19 protein-coding genes are annotated in these 15801 nt (G+C 62.8%); 11 read left to right on the top strand and 8 right to left on the bottom strand.

Translation table 11 applies throughout. The features are described 5' to 3' along the window. The first annotated feature begins 336 nt into the window (after positions 1-336). Complete coding sequence (locus M9952_00865; GenBank protein ID MCO5311483.1) at positions 337-1047, top strand: class I SAM-dependent methyltransferase; 711 nt, start codon at positions 337-339, stop codon at positions 1045-1047. Here M9952_00865 and M9952_00860 read toward each other — a convergent pair. Genes M9952_00860 through M9952_00850 form a run of 3 tightly spaced genes read right to left on the bottom strand, consistent with a single transcriptional unit; the run spans position 1032 to position 3235 of the window. Continuing rightward, positions 1032-1586, bottom strand: coding sequence for a VOC family protein (locus tag M9952_00860; GenBank protein ID MCO5311482.1), 555 nt, complete (start codon positions 1584-1586; stop codon positions 1032-1034). The genes M9952_00865 and M9952_00860 overlap by 16 nt on opposite strands. A 50-nt stretch (positions 1587-1636) precedes the next feature. Further along, on the bottom strand, positions 1637-2332 hold the full coding sequence (gene aat, locus M9952_00855) for a leucyl/phenylalanyl-tRNA--protein transferase (GenBank protein ID MCO5311481.1): 696 nt from the start codon (positions 2330-2332) through the stop codon (positions 1637-1639). 51 nt (positions 2333-2383) lie between these two features. Beyond that, positions 2384-3235 carry a 3-hydroxybutyryl-CoA dehydrogenase gene (locus tag M9952_00850; GenBank protein ID MCO5311480.1) on the bottom strand — a complete coding sequence of 284 codons (852 nt, stop codon included), beginning with the start codon at positions 3233-3235 and terminating at the stop codon, positions 2384-2386. A gap of 93 nt (positions 3236-3328) precedes the next feature. Between M9952_00850 and M9952_00845 the strand changes: the two genes are divergently transcribed. Beyond that, the gene (locus M9952_00845) at positions 3329-4021 is read left to right on the top strand and encodes a Type 1 glutamine amidotransferase-like domain-containing protein (protein ID MCO5311479.1); all 693 of its coding nucleotides are present in this window, start codon (positions 3329-3331) and stop codon (positions 4019-4021) included. Positions 4022-4030: 9 nt separating this feature from the next. Here the strand turns inward: M9952_00845 and M9952_00840 are convergent, their stop codons facing one another. Beyond that, positions 4031-4516 carry a peptidylprolyl isomerase gene (locus M9952_00840; protein ID MCO5311478.1) on the bottom strand — a complete coding sequence of 162 codons (486 nt, stop codon included), beginning with the start codon at positions 4514-4516 and terminating at the stop codon, positions 4031-4033. A gap of 454 nt (positions 4517-4970) precedes the next feature. Between M9952_00840 and M9952_00835 the strand changes: the two genes are divergently transcribed. Together M9952_00835 and M9952_00830 are read left to right on the top strand one after the other, a co-directional pair. Beyond that, on the top strand, positions 4971-6194 hold the full coding sequence (locus M9952_00835; protein ID MCO5311477.1) for an aspartate kinase: 1224 nt from the start codon (positions 4971-4973) through the stop codon (positions 6192-6194). Positions 6195-6263: 69 nt separating this feature from the next. Next, on the top strand, positions 6264-7295 hold the full coding sequence (locus M9952_00830) for an aspartate-semialdehyde dehydrogenase (GenBank protein MCO5311476.1): 1032 nt from the start codon (positions 6264-6266) through the stop codon (positions 7293-7295). 19 nt (positions 7296-7314) lie between these two features. Here M9952_00830 and M9952_00825 read toward each other — a convergent pair whose 3' ends face one another. Both M9952_00825 and M9952_00820 read right to left on the bottom strand, forming a co-directional pair. After that, a complete protein-coding gene (locus M9952_00825; GenBank protein ID MCO5311475.1) occupies positions 7315-7569 on the bottom strand; it encodes a pyrophosphohydrolase in 255 nt (84 codons plus the stop codon). A 28-nt stretch (positions 7570-7597) separates the two neighbouring features. Then, positions 7598-8077, bottom strand: a complete 480-nt coding sequence (locus tag M9952_00820) for a CAP domain-containing protein (GenBank protein MCO5311474.1) — start codon at positions 8075-8077, stop codon at positions 7598-7600. A gap of 54 nt (positions 8078-8131) precedes the next feature. On the opposite strand from M9952_00820, the gene M9952_00815 reads away from it, so the two are divergent. Beyond that, positions 8132-9409, top strand: coding sequence for a class I SAM-dependent rRNA methyltransferase (locus M9952_00815; GenBank protein MCO5311473.1), 1278 nt, complete (start codon positions 8132-8134; stop codon positions 9407-9409). Positions 9410-9469: 60 nt separating this feature from the next. Further along, positions 9470-10396, top strand: coding sequence for a M23 family metallopeptidase (locus tag M9952_00810; GenBank protein MCO5311472.1), 927 nt, complete (start codon positions 9470-9472; stop codon positions 10394-10396). A gap of 18 nt (positions 10397-10414) precedes the next feature. Here the strand turns inward: M9952_00810 and M9952_00805 are convergent, their stop codons facing one another. After that, positions 10415-10852, bottom strand: coding sequence for a group III truncated hemoglobin (locus M9952_00805; protein ID MCO5311471.1), 438 nt, complete (start codon positions 10850-10852; stop codon positions 10415-10417). A gap of 62 nt (positions 10853-10914) precedes the next feature. Beyond that, on the bottom strand, positions 10915-11073 hold the full coding sequence (locus tag M9952_00800) for a hypothetical protein (GenBank protein MCO5311470.1): 159 nt from the start codon (positions 11071-11073) through the stop codon (positions 10915-10917). A gap of 24 nt (positions 11074-11097) precedes the next feature. On the opposite strand from M9952_00800, the gene M9952_00795 reads away from it, so the two are divergent. From M9952_00795 to M9952_00775, 5 genes are all read left to right on the top strand, one after another. Next, a complete protein-coding gene (locus M9952_00795) occupies positions 11098-11529 on the top strand; it encodes an Rrf2 family transcriptional regulator (protein MCO5311469.1) in 432 nt (143 codons plus the stop codon). Positions 11530-11601: 72 nt separating this feature from the next. Next, positions 11602-12300: an iron-sulfur cluster repair di-iron protein gene (gene ric, locus M9952_00790; GenBank protein ID MCO5311468.1), complete on the top strand. Its 699-nt coding sequence runs from the start codon at positions 11602-11604 to the stop codon at positions 12298-12300. A gap of 231 nt (positions 12301-12531) precedes the next feature. Continuing rightward, positions 12532-13677 (top strand): hypothetical protein, encoded by a 1146-nt coding sequence (locus M9952_00785; protein ID MCO5311467.1) that lies wholly within the window; start codon positions 12532-12534, stop codon positions 13675-13677. Further along, positions 13677-14564 (top strand): endonuclease/exonuclease/phosphatase family protein, encoded by an 888-nt coding sequence (locus tag M9952_00780; GenBank protein MCO5311466.1) that lies wholly within the window; start codon positions 13677-13679, stop codon positions 14562-14564. The genes M9952_00785 and M9952_00780 overlap by 1 nt, the downstream gene beginning before the upstream one ends. Before the next feature lie 23 nt (positions 14565-14587). Then, the gene (locus M9952_00775; GenBank protein ID MCO5311465.1) at positions 14588-15664 is read left to right on the top strand and encodes a beta-lactamase family protein; all 1077 of its coding nucleotides are present in this window, start codon (positions 14588-14590) and stop codon (positions 15662-15664) included. The last annotated feature ends 137 nt before the right edge of the window (positions 15665-15801 follow it).

Raw genomic sequence — 15801 nt, 5'->3', positions numbered from 1 at the left:
AAGCTTGATGCTTCGGCCCTTCTGCGCTTTCCAGGAGTTTTGCTGACCCGGCGTGACCCGTGTCTGCATCTCTGCGATCGGCACCACCCAATCCGAGATGCGGAGGGGCCGGTTTCGCTTCACTCCCCATCGGTCTCAGCGACCAGTACGTCCGATGGATCTACGTTCCCCGTTGACGAGTTGACCTCGTGACCGGTACGAAACCACCGAGCGACCCGAAGGTCAAGGTATTGATCACCGAATGAGCCCGTTGGCCTTCGATAATGGGCCGAATGAATCACCGATTTCGCGGGTTTGTGCGCCCACGCATCGGTTCGAACCGGTCACAATGGCGAGGTGGTTTCGCGTTGGTCTCACAGCGGCGCCCCGCGTGGGCGCGAGTACGACGAACGGTTCGAACGTCTCGCCCGCGCGGGCCACGACGTGCATGGTGAAGCCAGCTTCGTGATGGGCTACGCGCCTCGCCGCGTGCTCGATGCCGGTTGCGGTACCGGTCGAATCGCGATCGAACTCCTGCGGCGCGGGTGTCGAGTGGTGGGGGTCGACCTCGATCGTTCCATGCTCGAAACCGCGGTCGAAAAGGCGCCGGAGGTCGAGTGGTTTCGAGCTGACCTCGCTTCGTTCGTCGTACCCCACCCGACGCGGGCCGACCATCAGCGCCTGTTCGATGCCGTGGTGTGCGCGGGCAACGTGATGATCTTCGTGCAGCCCGGAACCGAAGCGCTCGTCGTCGAGCGCATGGCATCGCACCTCGTCGACGGCGGCGTGCTGATCACCGGTTTCCAGCTGCACCCCGACGGGTATGGGGTCGAACAGTTCGATGCCGACTGTGCGGCAGCGGGCCTCGTGGCCGAGGCAAGGTTCTCGTCGTGGTCGCGCGACCCCTGGATGATCGACAGCGGCTACGCGGTGTTTGTCCACCGTCGGCCATTCCCTGAACCCGAACCCCAACCCGAACCCGAATCGGGTGCAGGTGCGGAGTCGGGTGAGGACTCCGAAACGTCGGTGTCGACCGATGTGTCCGAGCGGGATCAGACCGAGGCCTGATCCTTGCCCCACACGGGGCGCTTGGATCGGTCCCCCTGATGAAACCGCACGGTCGGCGCCGGCTCGAACTCTCCGGGTTTGTCGCTGTGGATCATGCGGTTGGCGTGTTCGAGTTCCGCCTCGGTGAACGCTCGCGTGTCGCAGCACCATTCGACCATCGTGCCGTTCGGATCGGTCGTGTACACCGACCGGCAGAAGTCGTGATCGATATCGACCACGTCGAGGCCCAAGTCGAGCCACCGGGCCATGGCGGCATCAATGCTGTCGTTGTCGGGGGCGTGAAATGCGAGATGGTTCACCCACTCCGGTAACCCGACGTCGCGTGACATCGCGCCCTTGACGTCGCCGTAGTCGCCATGGAGATCCCAAAAGGCGATGAGGCCGTTGCCGCCGGTCTCGTAGAAGACGTGCTTGGCCCATCCGCCCTCGGGGGTCGGGCCGATCGACGCCTTCACCAACGTGAAACCCATGGCCTCGGTGTAGAAGTGATGTGTTGCGGCGACGTCGTTGGTCGCCAACGCCACGTGATGAAATGCCATGTGAACGAACCCCTCGATCGAACTTGGAAACAGCTTGCCATAGTTGGCATTCAAGGCAGCCGGGCGAAGGTCGGCGTCGGGGCCTCGAGTGACCTCGTCAAGCGGTCCAAGTAGTCGGATCTTGGGATCTCGATCGCACCGAGGGACGCCAGATGTGGAGTCACCCACTGGACGTCGAGGAGGGCACCGTCGACCTCGGCGAGGGTCTCGACCAAGGCGACCAGCGCCACTTTCGAGGCGTCGGTGGCGTGATGGAACATCGATTCGCCGGCGAAGAATCCACCGAGGCTGACTCCGTAGAGTCCGCCGACGAGTCGTCCACCGTCGTCGTAGCACTCGACGCTGTGGGCGACGCCGTACTGATGCAGGGTTTCGTACGCGTGAATGAATGCCTTGTTGATCCACCCGTGCGGTCGCCGAGGGTCACCGCAATTGCTCATCACCTCGACGAACGCTGAATCGACCCGAACTTCGTAGCGTCGCAAGGATCGGCGCAGTGAACGCGAGACCACCAGTCGGTCGAGTGGCAGAATCCCACGCGGGTCGGGTGACCACCATCCGATCTGTCGGCGACGGCCGAGCGGCATCGGAAACAGTCCCGAGCAATAAGCGGTGACGAGGGTCTCCGGCGCGAGATCGCCGCCGGCGGCGACGAACCCGTGTGGGTTCGCAACCTCCGGCGGCGGGAATCTCCAAGGCGACGCACCCAGACGGAGCCGGTCGAGATGTCGTTGGGTGATCGTCATTCGCGTCCGTTCCGAAAGGAACCCTCGCGGCGACGTTACCCGGACGTCGTGTCAGCGGCTGTAGTCGTAGAAACCCTTGCCGGACTTACGTCCAAGCTGTCCGGCGGCGACCATGCGGCGAAGCACGGGGGCGGCGGCGTAGTTGGGGTCGCGGAACTCCTCGTAGAGGGCGTCGAGGATCGACAGCGAGGTGTCGAGGCCGACGAGGTCGAGCAACTCGAGGGGGCCCATCGGGAAGTTGCAGCCGCCCTTCATCGCGGTGTCGATGTCCTCGCGGTTGGCGGTGCCGTTTTCCAGCATCCGGATGGCGTTGTTGAGATACGGGAACAGCAGCGCGTTGACGATGAACCCGGCGCGATCCTGCACTGCCACGGGGTTCTTGCCACAGGTAGCGGCGAACTCGGTCACCGCGTCGGTGGTCGAGGCGGCGGCGGTGATCGGCGAGATGATCTCGACGAGCTTCATCGCCGGTGCCGGGTTGAAGAAGTGCACGCCGACGACGAGTTCGGGGCGTTCGGTGACGACCGCGAGTTCGACGATCGGCAGCGTGGAGGTGTTCGTCGCGAGAATCGCGCCCTGCTTCACCGCAGCGTCGAGTTCGCGGAACAACGCCTTCTTGGTCTCGAGGTCTTCGACGACCGACTCGATCACGAGGTCGCAATCGGCGAGGTCGGCCACATCTGCCGTGCCGCTGACCCGAGCGAGGATCGCTGCGCTGTCGGCAGCCTCGAGCCGGCCTCGTTCGACCTGTTTCGCCAACGACTTCTCGAGCTTGGCGATGGTCGCGTCGGCCGTCTCCTGCTTACGGGAGCGCAACACCACATCGAAGCCCGCCTTCGCGGCGACCTCGGCGATGCCCGAGCCCATGATTCCTGAACCGCAGATGCCTACTCGCTTGATCATCCGCACAAGTTACCCGTCGGTAGCATTCGGTGACCAAAACCGACCCGAGGGTCCGAGGCGCGTCGACGACGTCGGGGTCGGTAGGGTCGGACCATGACGAAGGAGGTCGAGATGAGTGGGATTCTTGCGCTCGTTGGCGGGGCGGAGTGGACCGACGGCTGTACGTTCGACGCAAAGCTGCTGCAGGCATCGGGGACCGACCGCGTCGTGTTGATCCCCACCGCGGCCGCCTACGAACGACCCCAGGACACGATCGACGCTGCGACGCGGCATTTTGCGAAGTACGGCGTCACCGTCGATGTCGTGGAGGTCTATCGACGCGCCGATGCGTTGGCTCCGGGCGCGGCCGATGTCCTCAAAGACGCGAAGTTCGTCTACATCGCGGGTGGCTCGCCGATGCATCTGCGATCGGTGCTCAAGGCCAGCCCGGTGTGGGATGCGATCGTCGAGGTGTGGAAGCGTGGCGGGATCATCGCCGGCACGGCGGAAGGGGCCTCGGTACTGTCGACGTTCATGGTGGACAGCCGTGGTGGCGCCTACACGGTCGGACTCGATTTCCTCGACGGGCTCACGGTGATACCGCGGTTCAATACCTGGTCGGAGGACAAGTTGCACCGCACGATCACCCTCGCTCCGACGGGGATGGACATCGTCGGCATCGACGAGGCGACCGCACTCATCTGGGACGGGGCCTGGAGGGTCGAGGGTTCGGGCGCGGTGACGGCGTTCGAAAATGGAAAGAGGATCGAGCCCGATCAGCTCGACCCTCTCTCGACCACGGTGTGAGCGCCCTGCTCAGGATTCGGTGATGGTCACCTTCTCCATCACGACCGCCTCGAGTGGCAGGTCGCCGGAGTCGGTCTCGACCGCGCCGATGGCGTCGGCGACGTCGGTCCCCTCGGTCACCTGGCCGAACAGCGAGTAGCTCGGGGGCAGCGCAACACCGTTTTCTCCGGTGATGACGAAGAACTGGCTTCCGTTCGTATTCGGCCCGGAGTTCGCCATGGCGACCGAATAGAGCTGGTAGTCGCCCTGTTCGGGCAACTCGTCGTCGAACTCGTAGCCCGGGCCGTCCATGCCCGTGCCGGTCGGGTCGCCGCCCTGGAACATGAAGTCCTCGATGATGCGGTGAAACGCCAGGCCGTCGAAGTAGTGGTATCGAGCGAGGAACACGAAATTGTTCACCGTGTTCGGAGCGCGCTTGGCATCGAGGGCGATCGTGAACGTGCCGAGGTTCGTCTGCATCTCGGCGGTGTAGGCCTTGTCGACGTCGATGCACATCTCGGGTGCCTCGCTGAAGCCGGTGTAGTGCGGCGACGAACCGTCGGCTTCGGGGCATCCGACCCCCGCTTTCGCGATGTTGGGCACCGCCGTCGTGGGAGTGGCCCCGGTTTGAGCTGCATCGGTGCTCGGCGTCGAATCGTCGGAGGCGACGGTGGTCGATGTCGTGTCGCCGTCGGTCGCGACGTCGGCATCGTCATCGCCACCGACGAACACGGCGATCGCGATGACGATGATCGCGGCCACCGCCACGATCGACACCATGTTGAGTGTCCGTCGCTTGGTTGCGGCTCGTTCCGCTTCCTTGCGGGCCGCCTCGGCCCGGGAACGGGAGAGCTCTTTTTGACGTGCGCGTTTGTCGGTACCCATAGCGGCCGAACCTTACCAATCCAGCCCCGTCCGTCTCGGCCATCGAGCTGAAAGTGGGGTGGGATGGCTCCTGTATCGTTGTGCCGTGGCCCGCTTGGTAATGAAGTTCGGGGGCACGTCGGTCGGCGATCCGGAACGGATCCGAAACGTCGCTGATCACGTTGCCCGGCACCGTCGACGCGGTGACGAAGTCGTGTTGGTCGTCTCAGCGATGGGCAAGGAAACCGACGATCTCATTCGCGTGGCCAAGGAGGTGTCTGGCACCCGGCCCGGACGCGAGATGGACATGCTCATCACCGCCGGGGAGCGCAAGGCGATCGCGCTCGTGTGCATGGCCCTGGCCGATCTCGGTGTTCCGGCCGCCAGTTTCACCGGTAGCCAGGCCGGGTTCATCACCGACACCAAACACGAGGACGCGAAGATCCTCGAGGTTCGCGCCGATCGGATCCGCGAAGCGCTCGAAGCCGGACAGGTACCGGTGGTCGCCGGGGCTCAAGGGGTGTCGACCGACAACGATGTGACCTTTCTCGGGCGAGGCGGATCGGATACGACGGCGGTGGCCCTCGCCAAGGCGCTGAATGCGGATGCCGCCGAGCTCTACACCGATGTGTCGGGCGTCTACACGACCGACCCTCGTCTGGTGGAGACCGCCCGCAAGATGAACTCCATCAGCTTCGATGAGTTGCTGGAGATGACCGCGAACGGCTGCCCCAAGCCGGCGATGCGGTCGGTCGAATACGCCGTGCGCCACGGCGTGAAACTGCACGTTCGCTCGGCCTTCACGTGGGAGTCCGGCACCTGGGTGGTCGAGGAGGACCCGAACATGGAGCACGCAACCGTCCGAGCGATCGTTCACGAACTCAACGAGGCCAAGGTCACCGTCACCGGTGTGGCCGACCGGCCCGGGGTTGCGGCACGGCTGTTTCGTGCGCTGGCCGACGAGGGGGTGAATGTCGACATGATCGTGCAGAACGCGTCCGAGGAGGGCACCACCGACATTTCCTTCACGGTGCCCCACGACGAACTCGCCACCGCCGTGTCGGCCGCCGAGGCGCTGAAGGACGAACTCGGAATTCGTGCCGTCATCGGCGATCCCTCGGTGGCGCGGGTGAGCGTCATCGGCGCCGGGATGCGCAACAACCCCGGTATTGCGGCGACGATGTTCGAAACTCTGGCGGAGGCCGGGATCAACATCGACATGATCTCGACGTCGACGATTCGGATCTCGGCGGCGGTGGCCGAGGAGGACGCCGAGCGTGCCGTCATGGTGCTGCACGACGTGTATCGGCTCGATCAGTCGGAGTACTGATCGCCTCCGACGTCGCCTCCCGGTAATCGACTGGGTGGTGGCCGCCGTCGAGAATTAGCCTTGGGCCCCATGAACATCGGTGTTTTTGGTGCGACAGGCCAGGTCGGCGGCGTCATGCTCACGCTGCTCGAGCAACGGGCGTTTCCGGTGGACGACCTCCGGTTGTTCGCATCGAAGCGTTCAGCGGGTCGCACCATCGCCTGGTCGGGTCGAGACATCGTTGTCGAAGACGCCGCCACGGCCGACTTCGCGGGGCTCGACATCGCGCTTTTCTCCGCCGGGGGCGCGACCTCGAAGGAGTTGGCGCCGAAGGTTGCGGCGGCCGGGGCGATCGTGATCGACAACTCCTCGGCTTGGCGTCTCGATCCCGATGTTCCGCTGGTGGTCCCCGAGGTCAACGCCGATGCGCTCGACAACATCGCGAAGGGCATCGTCGCCAACCCGAACTGCACGACGATGGCAGCGATGCCGGTGCTCAAGCCGTTGTCGGATGAGGCGGGGCTGCGCAGGCTGATCGTCAGCACGTTCCAGGCGGTGTCCGGCGGCGGGCTCGCCGGAGTGGAGGAATTGGCGGGGCAGGCGACCGAAGCGACGGCTCAGGACAACTTGGCGGAACTCACCTTCGATGGCGAAGCGGTCAAGATCTCGGCCGGACCGAAGTTCGCCGATCGGATCGCGTTCAACGTCGTGCCGCTGTGTGGTTCGGTGGTCGACGACGGTTCCGAGGAAACCGACGAGGAACAGAAGCTCCGAAACGAGAGTCGCAAGATCCTCGGTCTTTCGGACCTGCTGGTCTCGGGGACCTGCGTGCGGGTTCCGGTGTTCACCGGCCACAGCCTGAGCATCAACGCCGAGTTCGACCGGGCGATCTCCCCCGAGCGTGCCCGTGAGATCCTCTCCCAGGCCCCGGGGGTGGTGCTGGACGAGTTGCCGACCCCGCTGAAGTCGGCCGGCATCGACCCGACGATCGTGGGTCGCATCCGTCGCGATCCGACCACAGACAACGGCCTCGCACTGTTCCTGTCGAACGACAATCTCCGCAAGGGAGCGGCACTCAACACGATCCAGATCGCCGAGGAGATCCTGCGCCGCAGGGGCTGACCGAAGGCGGTTGCCGTCGTTACAGCGGTGGGTTGTCGACGTAGCGACGTGCGGCCGTTTCCAGATCAAGACCGATCTGGTTGGCGAGGGAGGCCAGCCAGGCAAAGACGTCGCCGAGTTCGTGCAGTTGCTCCTCGGTGGTGCCCTTGCGCACGGCCTGGGCAAGTTCACCGAGTTCCTCGCACAGCCAGGCGACCGTGGCGGGAATTCCCCGCTCACGGTCGGCCTGGCCGTACAGGTCGTCCATCAGTTGCTGGAACGCTGCGATCTCCACAGCGTCGAACGTTAGGCGACAGGTGTCGCTACGACTTCATGAACACCTGGACGGTGAACACGCGGTACTGGCCGTCGCACATGCCCCACACCGCCGCCGCGCCCATCGAGGTGAACGACGGGTCGAGGATGTTGGCCTTGTGCCCGGGGCTGTTGAGGTATGCGGTATGTACCTGGGCAATCGTGCCGCCGTAGCCGACGTTTTCGCCGAGCTTTCGCCATTCGCCCGGTGCTCCGTCGGCAAGTCGGGAATGGCTGAGGCGACACTCATTGCGCAGCTTCTGAGCCCAGTTGTCGGCCTTGATGTCGAGCGTGGCGTTGCCCGCCAGCTGACCGAGTCCGCTGGCGGCCCTGGTCTGGTTGACCAGGGAAACCACCTCGTTTCGTTCTGCATCGGTTGATTCACAACCCGATGCGAATCCCACGAGGAGAAACAGTGCGGTGATGATGCTTGCCGTCCGGCGTGCGGAACGGCCCCAGCCATCCTTGGAGGTGTTCAAGCGGTCCATGGCCCGTGGTATCGGTCACGGTCGCCGCGAGCCTTGAGTAAGTTTCCACCTTCGATGAGTGTTCTCGACGAGTTGCCGTCCCCAAATCCGCAGCGTTTGGCCGTTCGGGTGGCTCCGCGAGCGCTTCGTCACATCCGTGCGGGTCACCCGTGGGTGTTCGATCACAGCATCGAGTCGACCTCGCTGCCGGGAAGTCCGGGCGACCTGGCGGTGGTCTTCGATTCGAAGCGGAATTTCGCGGGAATCGGGCTGTGGGATCCGAACTCTCCGATCCGGATCAGGATGCTGCACGCCGGAAAGCCCAGGGCGATCGACGACGAGTTCTGGGCCGAGCGCATCGACGCGGCGCTGGCGCTGCGTAGTGGACTGATCCACAGCGCGGCGACCACCGGCATGCGCCTCGTGCATGGCGAGAACGATCTGATGCCCGGTTTCACCGTCGATCGCTACGACACGACGTTGGTGGTGAAGATCTACAGCGAGGCGTGGCTACCGCACCTCAACGACGTGTTGTTGGTGCTGCTCGACCGCTGTGGGCGGGCGGGACTCAAGATCGACCGTGTGGTCACCCGTGCGAGTCGCCAGGTCCGATCCGTGATGCCGGACCTCGACGGGGCGGTGGTGCTCGGTGACGAGCCATCGGAGCCGGTCGTGTTCCTGGAGAACGGGTTGAAGTTCTACGTCGATGTGGTCCGCGGCCAAAAGACCGGGCATTTTCTGGATCAGCGGGACAATCGACTCATGGTGAGGTCCTTCGCGGGAGGCCGTCGAGTGCTCGATGTGTTCAGCTCGACCGGCGGGTTTTCCGTCAACGCCGCGGCGGGCGGGGCGACCTCGGTGCTCAGCGTGGACCTGAGTTCGTCGGCGCTGTACCTCGCGAAGAAAAACATGTCGCTCAACGCCGAGCTTTCCGCTGTCGCGGAATGCGACCATGACATCGAGATCGGCGACGCGTTCGAGGAACTGGTTCGGTTGGCTCACGGAGGACGTCGTTTCGATCTCGTCATCGTCGATCCGCCGTCGTTCGCTCAGCGCGAGGCGGATCGACCCAACGCGCTGCGTGCCTATCGACGCCTCGCCGATCTCGCCATGGCCCTGGTGGCACCCAGGGGCCTGTACCTGCAGTCGTCGTGTTCAAGCCGGATCACGATGGAGGAGCTCCGCGAGGCGGTGCTCGACGCAGCGGACGCCACCGGCCGGCGAGTCGAAATCCAGTCCGAACACGGTCACGCGGTCGACCACCCCATCGGGTTCGAGCAGGGCGCCTACCTCAAGACGATCGTGGTGAGATTCGAACCGCGCGCGGAGCGAGGCGACGCCGGTCGGCGTTGATTCATTCAAGTTTTCGGTCGGTGAAGGCCGAAGCAATTCGGGTCCGATCTCAAGCTGGGAGTGTCGAATCCGATGCCGTCGATCTCACGAGGCGCTACGCGCCGCCTCGCCGCCGCCCTTTCCGTGTCCGCCGTGTTGGTGACCTCGGCCTGCCTCGACAATGCGCAGCCGCCGGCGATCACCGGGCTCGAGGAGATCGCCGTGTTCCCGCTGGCGATCCCCATCTCGTTCACCGATACCCACGGCGCACCTCGCTCGGGTGGGCGCAGCCATCAGGGACAAGATCTGATGGCCTCGAAGGGTACGGTCGCCATTGCGGTCGTCGACGGCACGATCACCCAGATCAAGCATTCCAACGACGGGCTGGCGGGCAATCAGCTCCGACTGACCGGCGACAACGGGTGGACCTACTACTACATCCATCTCAACAACGACACGCCCGGCACCGACGACGGCGCAAATCGCTACGACCAGGCCTTCGTCGACGGCATTCGGGTCGGCCAACGGGTACGGGCGGGTGAACCCGTCGGGTTCGTCGGTGACTCTGGAAACGCCGAGTCGACCGCACCGCACCTGCATTTCGAGGCGCATCATCCCACGCTCGGGGTGGTCAACTCCTACAGCTACCTGAAGGCCGCTCCGGTGTGGATGCGCGACACGTCCTCGACCCGCACATTCGGATCGCTCGATTCGGTGAGTTCCACCGCTGCGAACACCATTTCGGTGGCGGGCTGGGCGCTGGCTCCAGGGACCGATGATGCGGCCGGCTACTCCGTGTATCTCAACGGCAATCCTGCCTACAACGCGAAAGCTTCGACGCCTCGCCCCGACGTTGCCGCGGTCTACCCGACGTACGGCCCGAACCACGGCTTTGCGGCGACCATCCCCGGCGTCGTGAGCGGACAACACGAGGTGTGCGTGGTGTTGCACAACCCCGGACCCGGTGGCGGCTCCCGAACGGGTTGCGCGACCGTGACGGTGGCCTGACCGACTCGAGGTGATTCGCTACGCGTACGCGCTGAGGTCGAGTTCCTCGCCGACGATGTGAGAACAGTGAACTTGGGCAACACGAAGCGCGAGGGCCTTTGCGTGATCGGCCCGAGGCCCAGCCCAGCCCAGTGCGATGGTCTCGGTGAACAGGTCGAGCCAGCGATGAAAGTGCGCCACGGTGAACGGCGACTGATCGTGGATGAGTTGGTGCATCCGGTAGGGGTTGCCCTCATAGCCGGGCTGTTGCAGCAACGCCCGTGACCAGAACGCGGTCAGTTTCGGCAGATGCAGTGACCAGTCGACCTGGGCGACGTCGTTGAACAGTGGGCCCAGCAGATCGTCCTGGGCGACGTCCGCGTAGAAGCGGCGGACGAGTTCGGCGACTTCGTCGATGCTGTCGAGATCCCCGTTCGGCGTGGGCGGCTCGACCGTGGTCGGGGCGAGTGATGTCATGTCCGCGGCTCCTTGAAGTCAGGGTGGGCGATGGGCCGACGCTGTTGCGGCGTTGTTTCGGGCTATCCGAAGGTGCTGGCGACGGCGAGGAGAACGATGAGCAGAATCATCACGACGACCACGGCGATCGCGGCACCGCGCGGGTGCTGCGGGCGCGGAACCGGGTCGTTTGGCCGACGCGTGCGGTCGTCGGATCGATCGGGAGGGGTCTGGTCACTCATCATTCTATTGTATAGTATACGACTATGCGATTGGAGATCACCCGACGATCCGATCTGGCCACCAGGGCACTCATCGAGTTGGCCCATCGCGGCGAGCGAACCAAAGCGGGCGACCTTGCGGCGGCGGTCGGCACGACGCCGGGGTTCCTTTCCCATGCGATGACCCCGCTCGTGGCCAAGGGGTGGGCTCGATCCGAGCCGGGGCCTTCCGGCGGCTATCAACTCGTCGCCGACCTGTCCTCGATCAGCGTGCTCGATGTGATCGAGGCCATCGAGGGACCCTCTGATGGCGGCCGGTGCGTGTTGCAGGATCGTCCGTGTGGCGAAAGCGGCACCTGCGCGTTGCACTTCCCGTGGACCCGCGCTCGAACACAACTTCTCGAAGAGCTTTCGGCGGCGTCGCTGGACAGCCTGGACACCCTCGCCAATCCGGTCCCCGGTCGCACGGCGCTCTGACCACGGCCAAAGCCCTCAGGAGCCGACGGATTCCCAACGACAGAACATCACCACCTACCGAGGAGCAACATCATGGAGATCACACCGGACGCCACGCTCGCGACCATCGTCACTGGGGTTCGCGGTGCACCCCGAATCCTTGAGGGGTTCGGTCTCGACTACTGCTGTCACGGAAACCGCAGCCTGGCCGATGCCTGTGCCGAGGCCTCGTTGAACCTCGGCGAGGTCATCGACCAACTTTCTGCCGAATTCTCCCGTGATCCTGCCGCAGCAGACCTTCCCGAGGACACCGTCGAACTGGTCGACCACATCTTGTCGACACATCACCGCTACCTCGATGCCGAGCTGCCCCGCTTGGAGGCGTTGGCGATCAAGGTCGAAGGAGTTCACGGTGACCGTCATCCCGAACTGCACCGGGTCCGCGAGTTGTGTACAGCGCTGCGAGACGACCTCACCCCGCACATGCTCAAAGAGGAGAACGTGTTGTTTCCTCTGATCCGTTCGCTCGTCACCGGCGAGCCGAGCACCGGGCCGACGATGCCGGTCGACCGTCCGGTGGCGATGATGATGATGGAACACGAGGCAACCGGCGAGATCCTCGAAGAGCTCCGCAACGTGACGAGTGGCTACGAGGCGCCCGGCGACGCCTGCGGCAGCTATCAGGCGCTTTATGCCGGGTTGGCCGACGTCGAACGCGACACACATATGCACATCCACAAGGAGAACAACGTGTTGTTCCCCAAGGCGTTGTCGTTGGTAGCGGTCGGCTAAACCAACGCGAACCCAGTATCCAAGGGAACTCATTTGGCAAGCCTTGAGATGGGTGCCACAGCGTGTCTATAACCCCGACTGTCGAGACCGGTTCGAAACCCACAGAAGCACAGGGCGGGTGACGCTACGACACCCTCAGGGCTGATGGATTGCGTTAGGGTCCTGGCGAAATCGAATAGAGGGGACAGTCGCTTGAGATTCATAGGTCTCATCAGTTGCGTCGCAGCGACGGTGTTGCTTTCCGGGTGCGGCTCGGTCGAGCCTGAACGGGCACAAGGAGCACCATCTGCCGAACTCGCGGGTGTTCCAAAGGTCGATCGTGTGCTTTCGACATTTGGTGGGCAAACGACCTTTTTCGCGAGCGCCGAGTCCGGTAGTCGTACGGTTGGACTAGTTTTGGCCTACGAGGCTGGCGATGTCTCAACGATTTCGTTCGATTTGCCAGTGAGCGATCAATACGCACCCAGCGCAATCGAAGTGGACGGCGAAGGCTGGTATGTCTTGGCGCCGGGTTGCTTTGAAGAATCTAAGCCGTGTGAAGACGGCACAGTCAACATTCTTTCCGTGTCGAATGGACGTGAGACCGCCGATCTATTAGCAGCTTTCGACCCTTCGGGTGAGGCAGAACTAGTTGGCGCAGTTGGCGAGCAACTAGTCGTCAGCGTACTCGGTGACCATGGCAGCAGAATCGTCTTGGTCAATTCTATGACGGGCGACGTCCAAGAGCTTGAGTGGAGACCGCCTATTTACTCCTCGAGCGAGATTCGAGCGAAGGCCAACGAAGCCGAGAGTTCCGACAAGTTCGATATTCCACGAACATCGTATTGTGTAGCCCCAACTAAGGTCTGGGTACTCACGGCGCCAGCGGTGATTGAGGGTAATCAACAAGGCGACGACTCGCTCACGTCGATTGAGCTTTTGGATGATCGGCGGGCCACGTCCGTTTCGATTGGTGAGAGCGTGCAACGGTCCGCTGCATCCTTAGCATGTGACGACAGCGGACTAAGTACAGTTGGTCGCTCGGGGGGCACGGTTACTCAATACAGAATTGACCTGAGCGGTCTCGTCTCGGGGAAAGCGCTGTATAGGAAATCAGTTTTGGATGATGAGCTCGTCGTCTACAGTGCCGCCCAAGGCGGGGTATTCTCGGACTTGGTCGCCCCGATCGCTAGCGCTGGTATTCCCGGGGACTTCGATGAGGGAGTCGGGGCTGCCCCAGAACTCCCAACGGGCCGGGTGATAGTCACTGGGCGGGATGGTTCCGTATTCGAAGTCAAGCGGGGTGTCGCTCAGACCGGCCGAGTTGCACTTTCGCAGGACGCAGCGCTGGTCTTCGTCGCCTCGTCAGATGGGTTTACGATCCGGGAGGTGAAGTGATGAACGACGCGATGGAAATTCCTGGCCGCGCCACGGTGACGTTGAGAATGCGGCTTCGAGCGCTGGGCGCTGGAGTGGCGATTTGGGTGGTCGCGGTGGCAGTGTCGCTATTAATACCCATGCGTGAGGCAAGCGCTCATGCTAATCGGAACCACTACTTTCAGTACAATATGTACGGACGTCTCGGGAACGGGGGAGGTCTCGCCCCTGCGAACAGGGTCATTAACCACAAAGGGTTCATGGAGCAGAATGGCCACCTGCCGATCGGCATTTCCCTGCAAGAGGTGTGTCGAAACCCAAACGATGAAAACTCATCCCAGTTCGGACGAGTGAAGTCCTTTCTTCCTCAGTACCAATGGGAATTCTTCTGGTTGGCTGACACAACTACCCAAAACTGCCAACAGTACGGTATCGCTGTTGGTTCCTACGGATCGGCGACTGGTGGCCGGCTTTCGTTGCTTCTATCGCCCGATGCGGGGGAGGACAGGGGCGTTCTGTGCGAACGTTCGGATCTGTTCGGCACGATCGCTGCTTGCTCGACCCACCTAACCAATAACGATAACGCTGATGCAGCCGCCCAGTTGAATGATGCACTAGGGAAGGCCGACGATTGGTTTAATAATACTTCCGCTGCGTGGCGCTATTTTGGTGGCGATTTCAATATTGAACCAGGGGAGATGTCTCCGCCTAACGTTGCGTACAATAACCGCATCGCTGCGGATCCGGACAAGTTGGACACGTGGAAAGTCACTCCCAACCCCAACTTGACTCGCAAGATTGACTACGGCGTCGTGTCGAGCGTGTGGGCCTCTGGCTCGTCTGGAACGCGCTGGTTGACCTCCGAGTCCGATCACGTCTTGCTTGAGGGTCATTTCATCCCGAAATGAATGAGCGGCGCCGTCGGGCGAGCTTGGATCTCGGCGACCATTACTTCAAGTTCGGGGAGCAACTCGTGAACGCGGGGTTGATTCCTGGATACCAGGTTGCAGTATCCAACAGTGGCGACGTCTGGCAGAAGGCTGGTGGTTCGTTGCACGACGGCTCGCCAATGACGCACGAAGCGGTGCATCAGCTGCATTGCCTTCTCAAGCCCGCAATAGCACTGGCGGTCATTGTGTGCATCGATGATGGGATGTTGGATCGGTCAACGACGCTCGCCGAACTCGGTATCACGGTGGGGTTGGAACTGGGAGAAGTGACGGTAGGTGAATTGCTCAACCACGGCCACCCGTATCGGACACCTTCGCTTCTGCAGTGGCGCTTGGCTGATCAAGACACACGGAGGGAATTCGCGTCGTTAGTCAGATTGGGCCACCTCGTAAGGAGCGACTCACAAGGTTACTCCGAGTTCGTCGGATGGTACCTGCTGGAGTGTGTCCTTCGCTCTGTCGCCGACGGCGACGCCTGGGAGGTGCTCGGAGCTCACCGATTGTGGAATAGTTCTTCGGGTGCTCACGAGCTGAAGAGAGAATCGAAATCTCAGATGACGCGCAGGGGTGTCTGCGTGTGGGGGCTTCCACACCGATGGATACCAGCGCTCTCAGAGTTGGATCGTCCGAACGGGGAGATGCTGGCATCGGGTTGCGAGGGCAGCGCTGCTGACGCCCTTCGGCTCTACGCGGTTATCTGCGATCGCCTTTCAGGGCGGAATCAGGAACGGCCAGGTAGCGTGACGCTTCGAACTATCGGAAGCACCGCTCGGGTGACTGAATACGACCCTGTCCTTCGGCGACCAGTGTCGTTCGTTGATGGCATGATGAAGGATCCGGTCGGTCAGATTCGGATGGGCCTGCATCACGTGAGGTCATTTGGACATACGGGAAGTGGTTCAACCTGTTTCGCTCTTATTCTCCCAGATGCAGAAGTAGTTATCGCCGTAGTAATAAACAATCTAATCACCGACCAACGCGCGTATAGGGAGCTGGTCGGCGAGTTCGCCAGTGCGGTTTTGGACGAGGTCGTTGACCTCCCAATCGGCGGCGGCTGACCCGTGACAGATCATCCCGAAGTCGGGCCTGTGTGGTACGCTTCAATTCGGTTGGTTGCGCCTCATGGCGAAGAGGTGACGACGATTAGGTTTCGGCTCGCTGCGACCGGTCGGCCGAAGCTTGTTGCGAGTTGTGG

It is taken from the genome of Microthrixaceae bacterium (assembly GCA_023957975.1).
Classification (GTDB): domain Bacteria; phylum Actinomycetota; class Acidimicrobiia; order Acidimicrobiales; family Microtrichaceae; genus JAMLGM01.
This window is presented reverse-complemented; position numbering and strand designations above follow the sequence as displayed.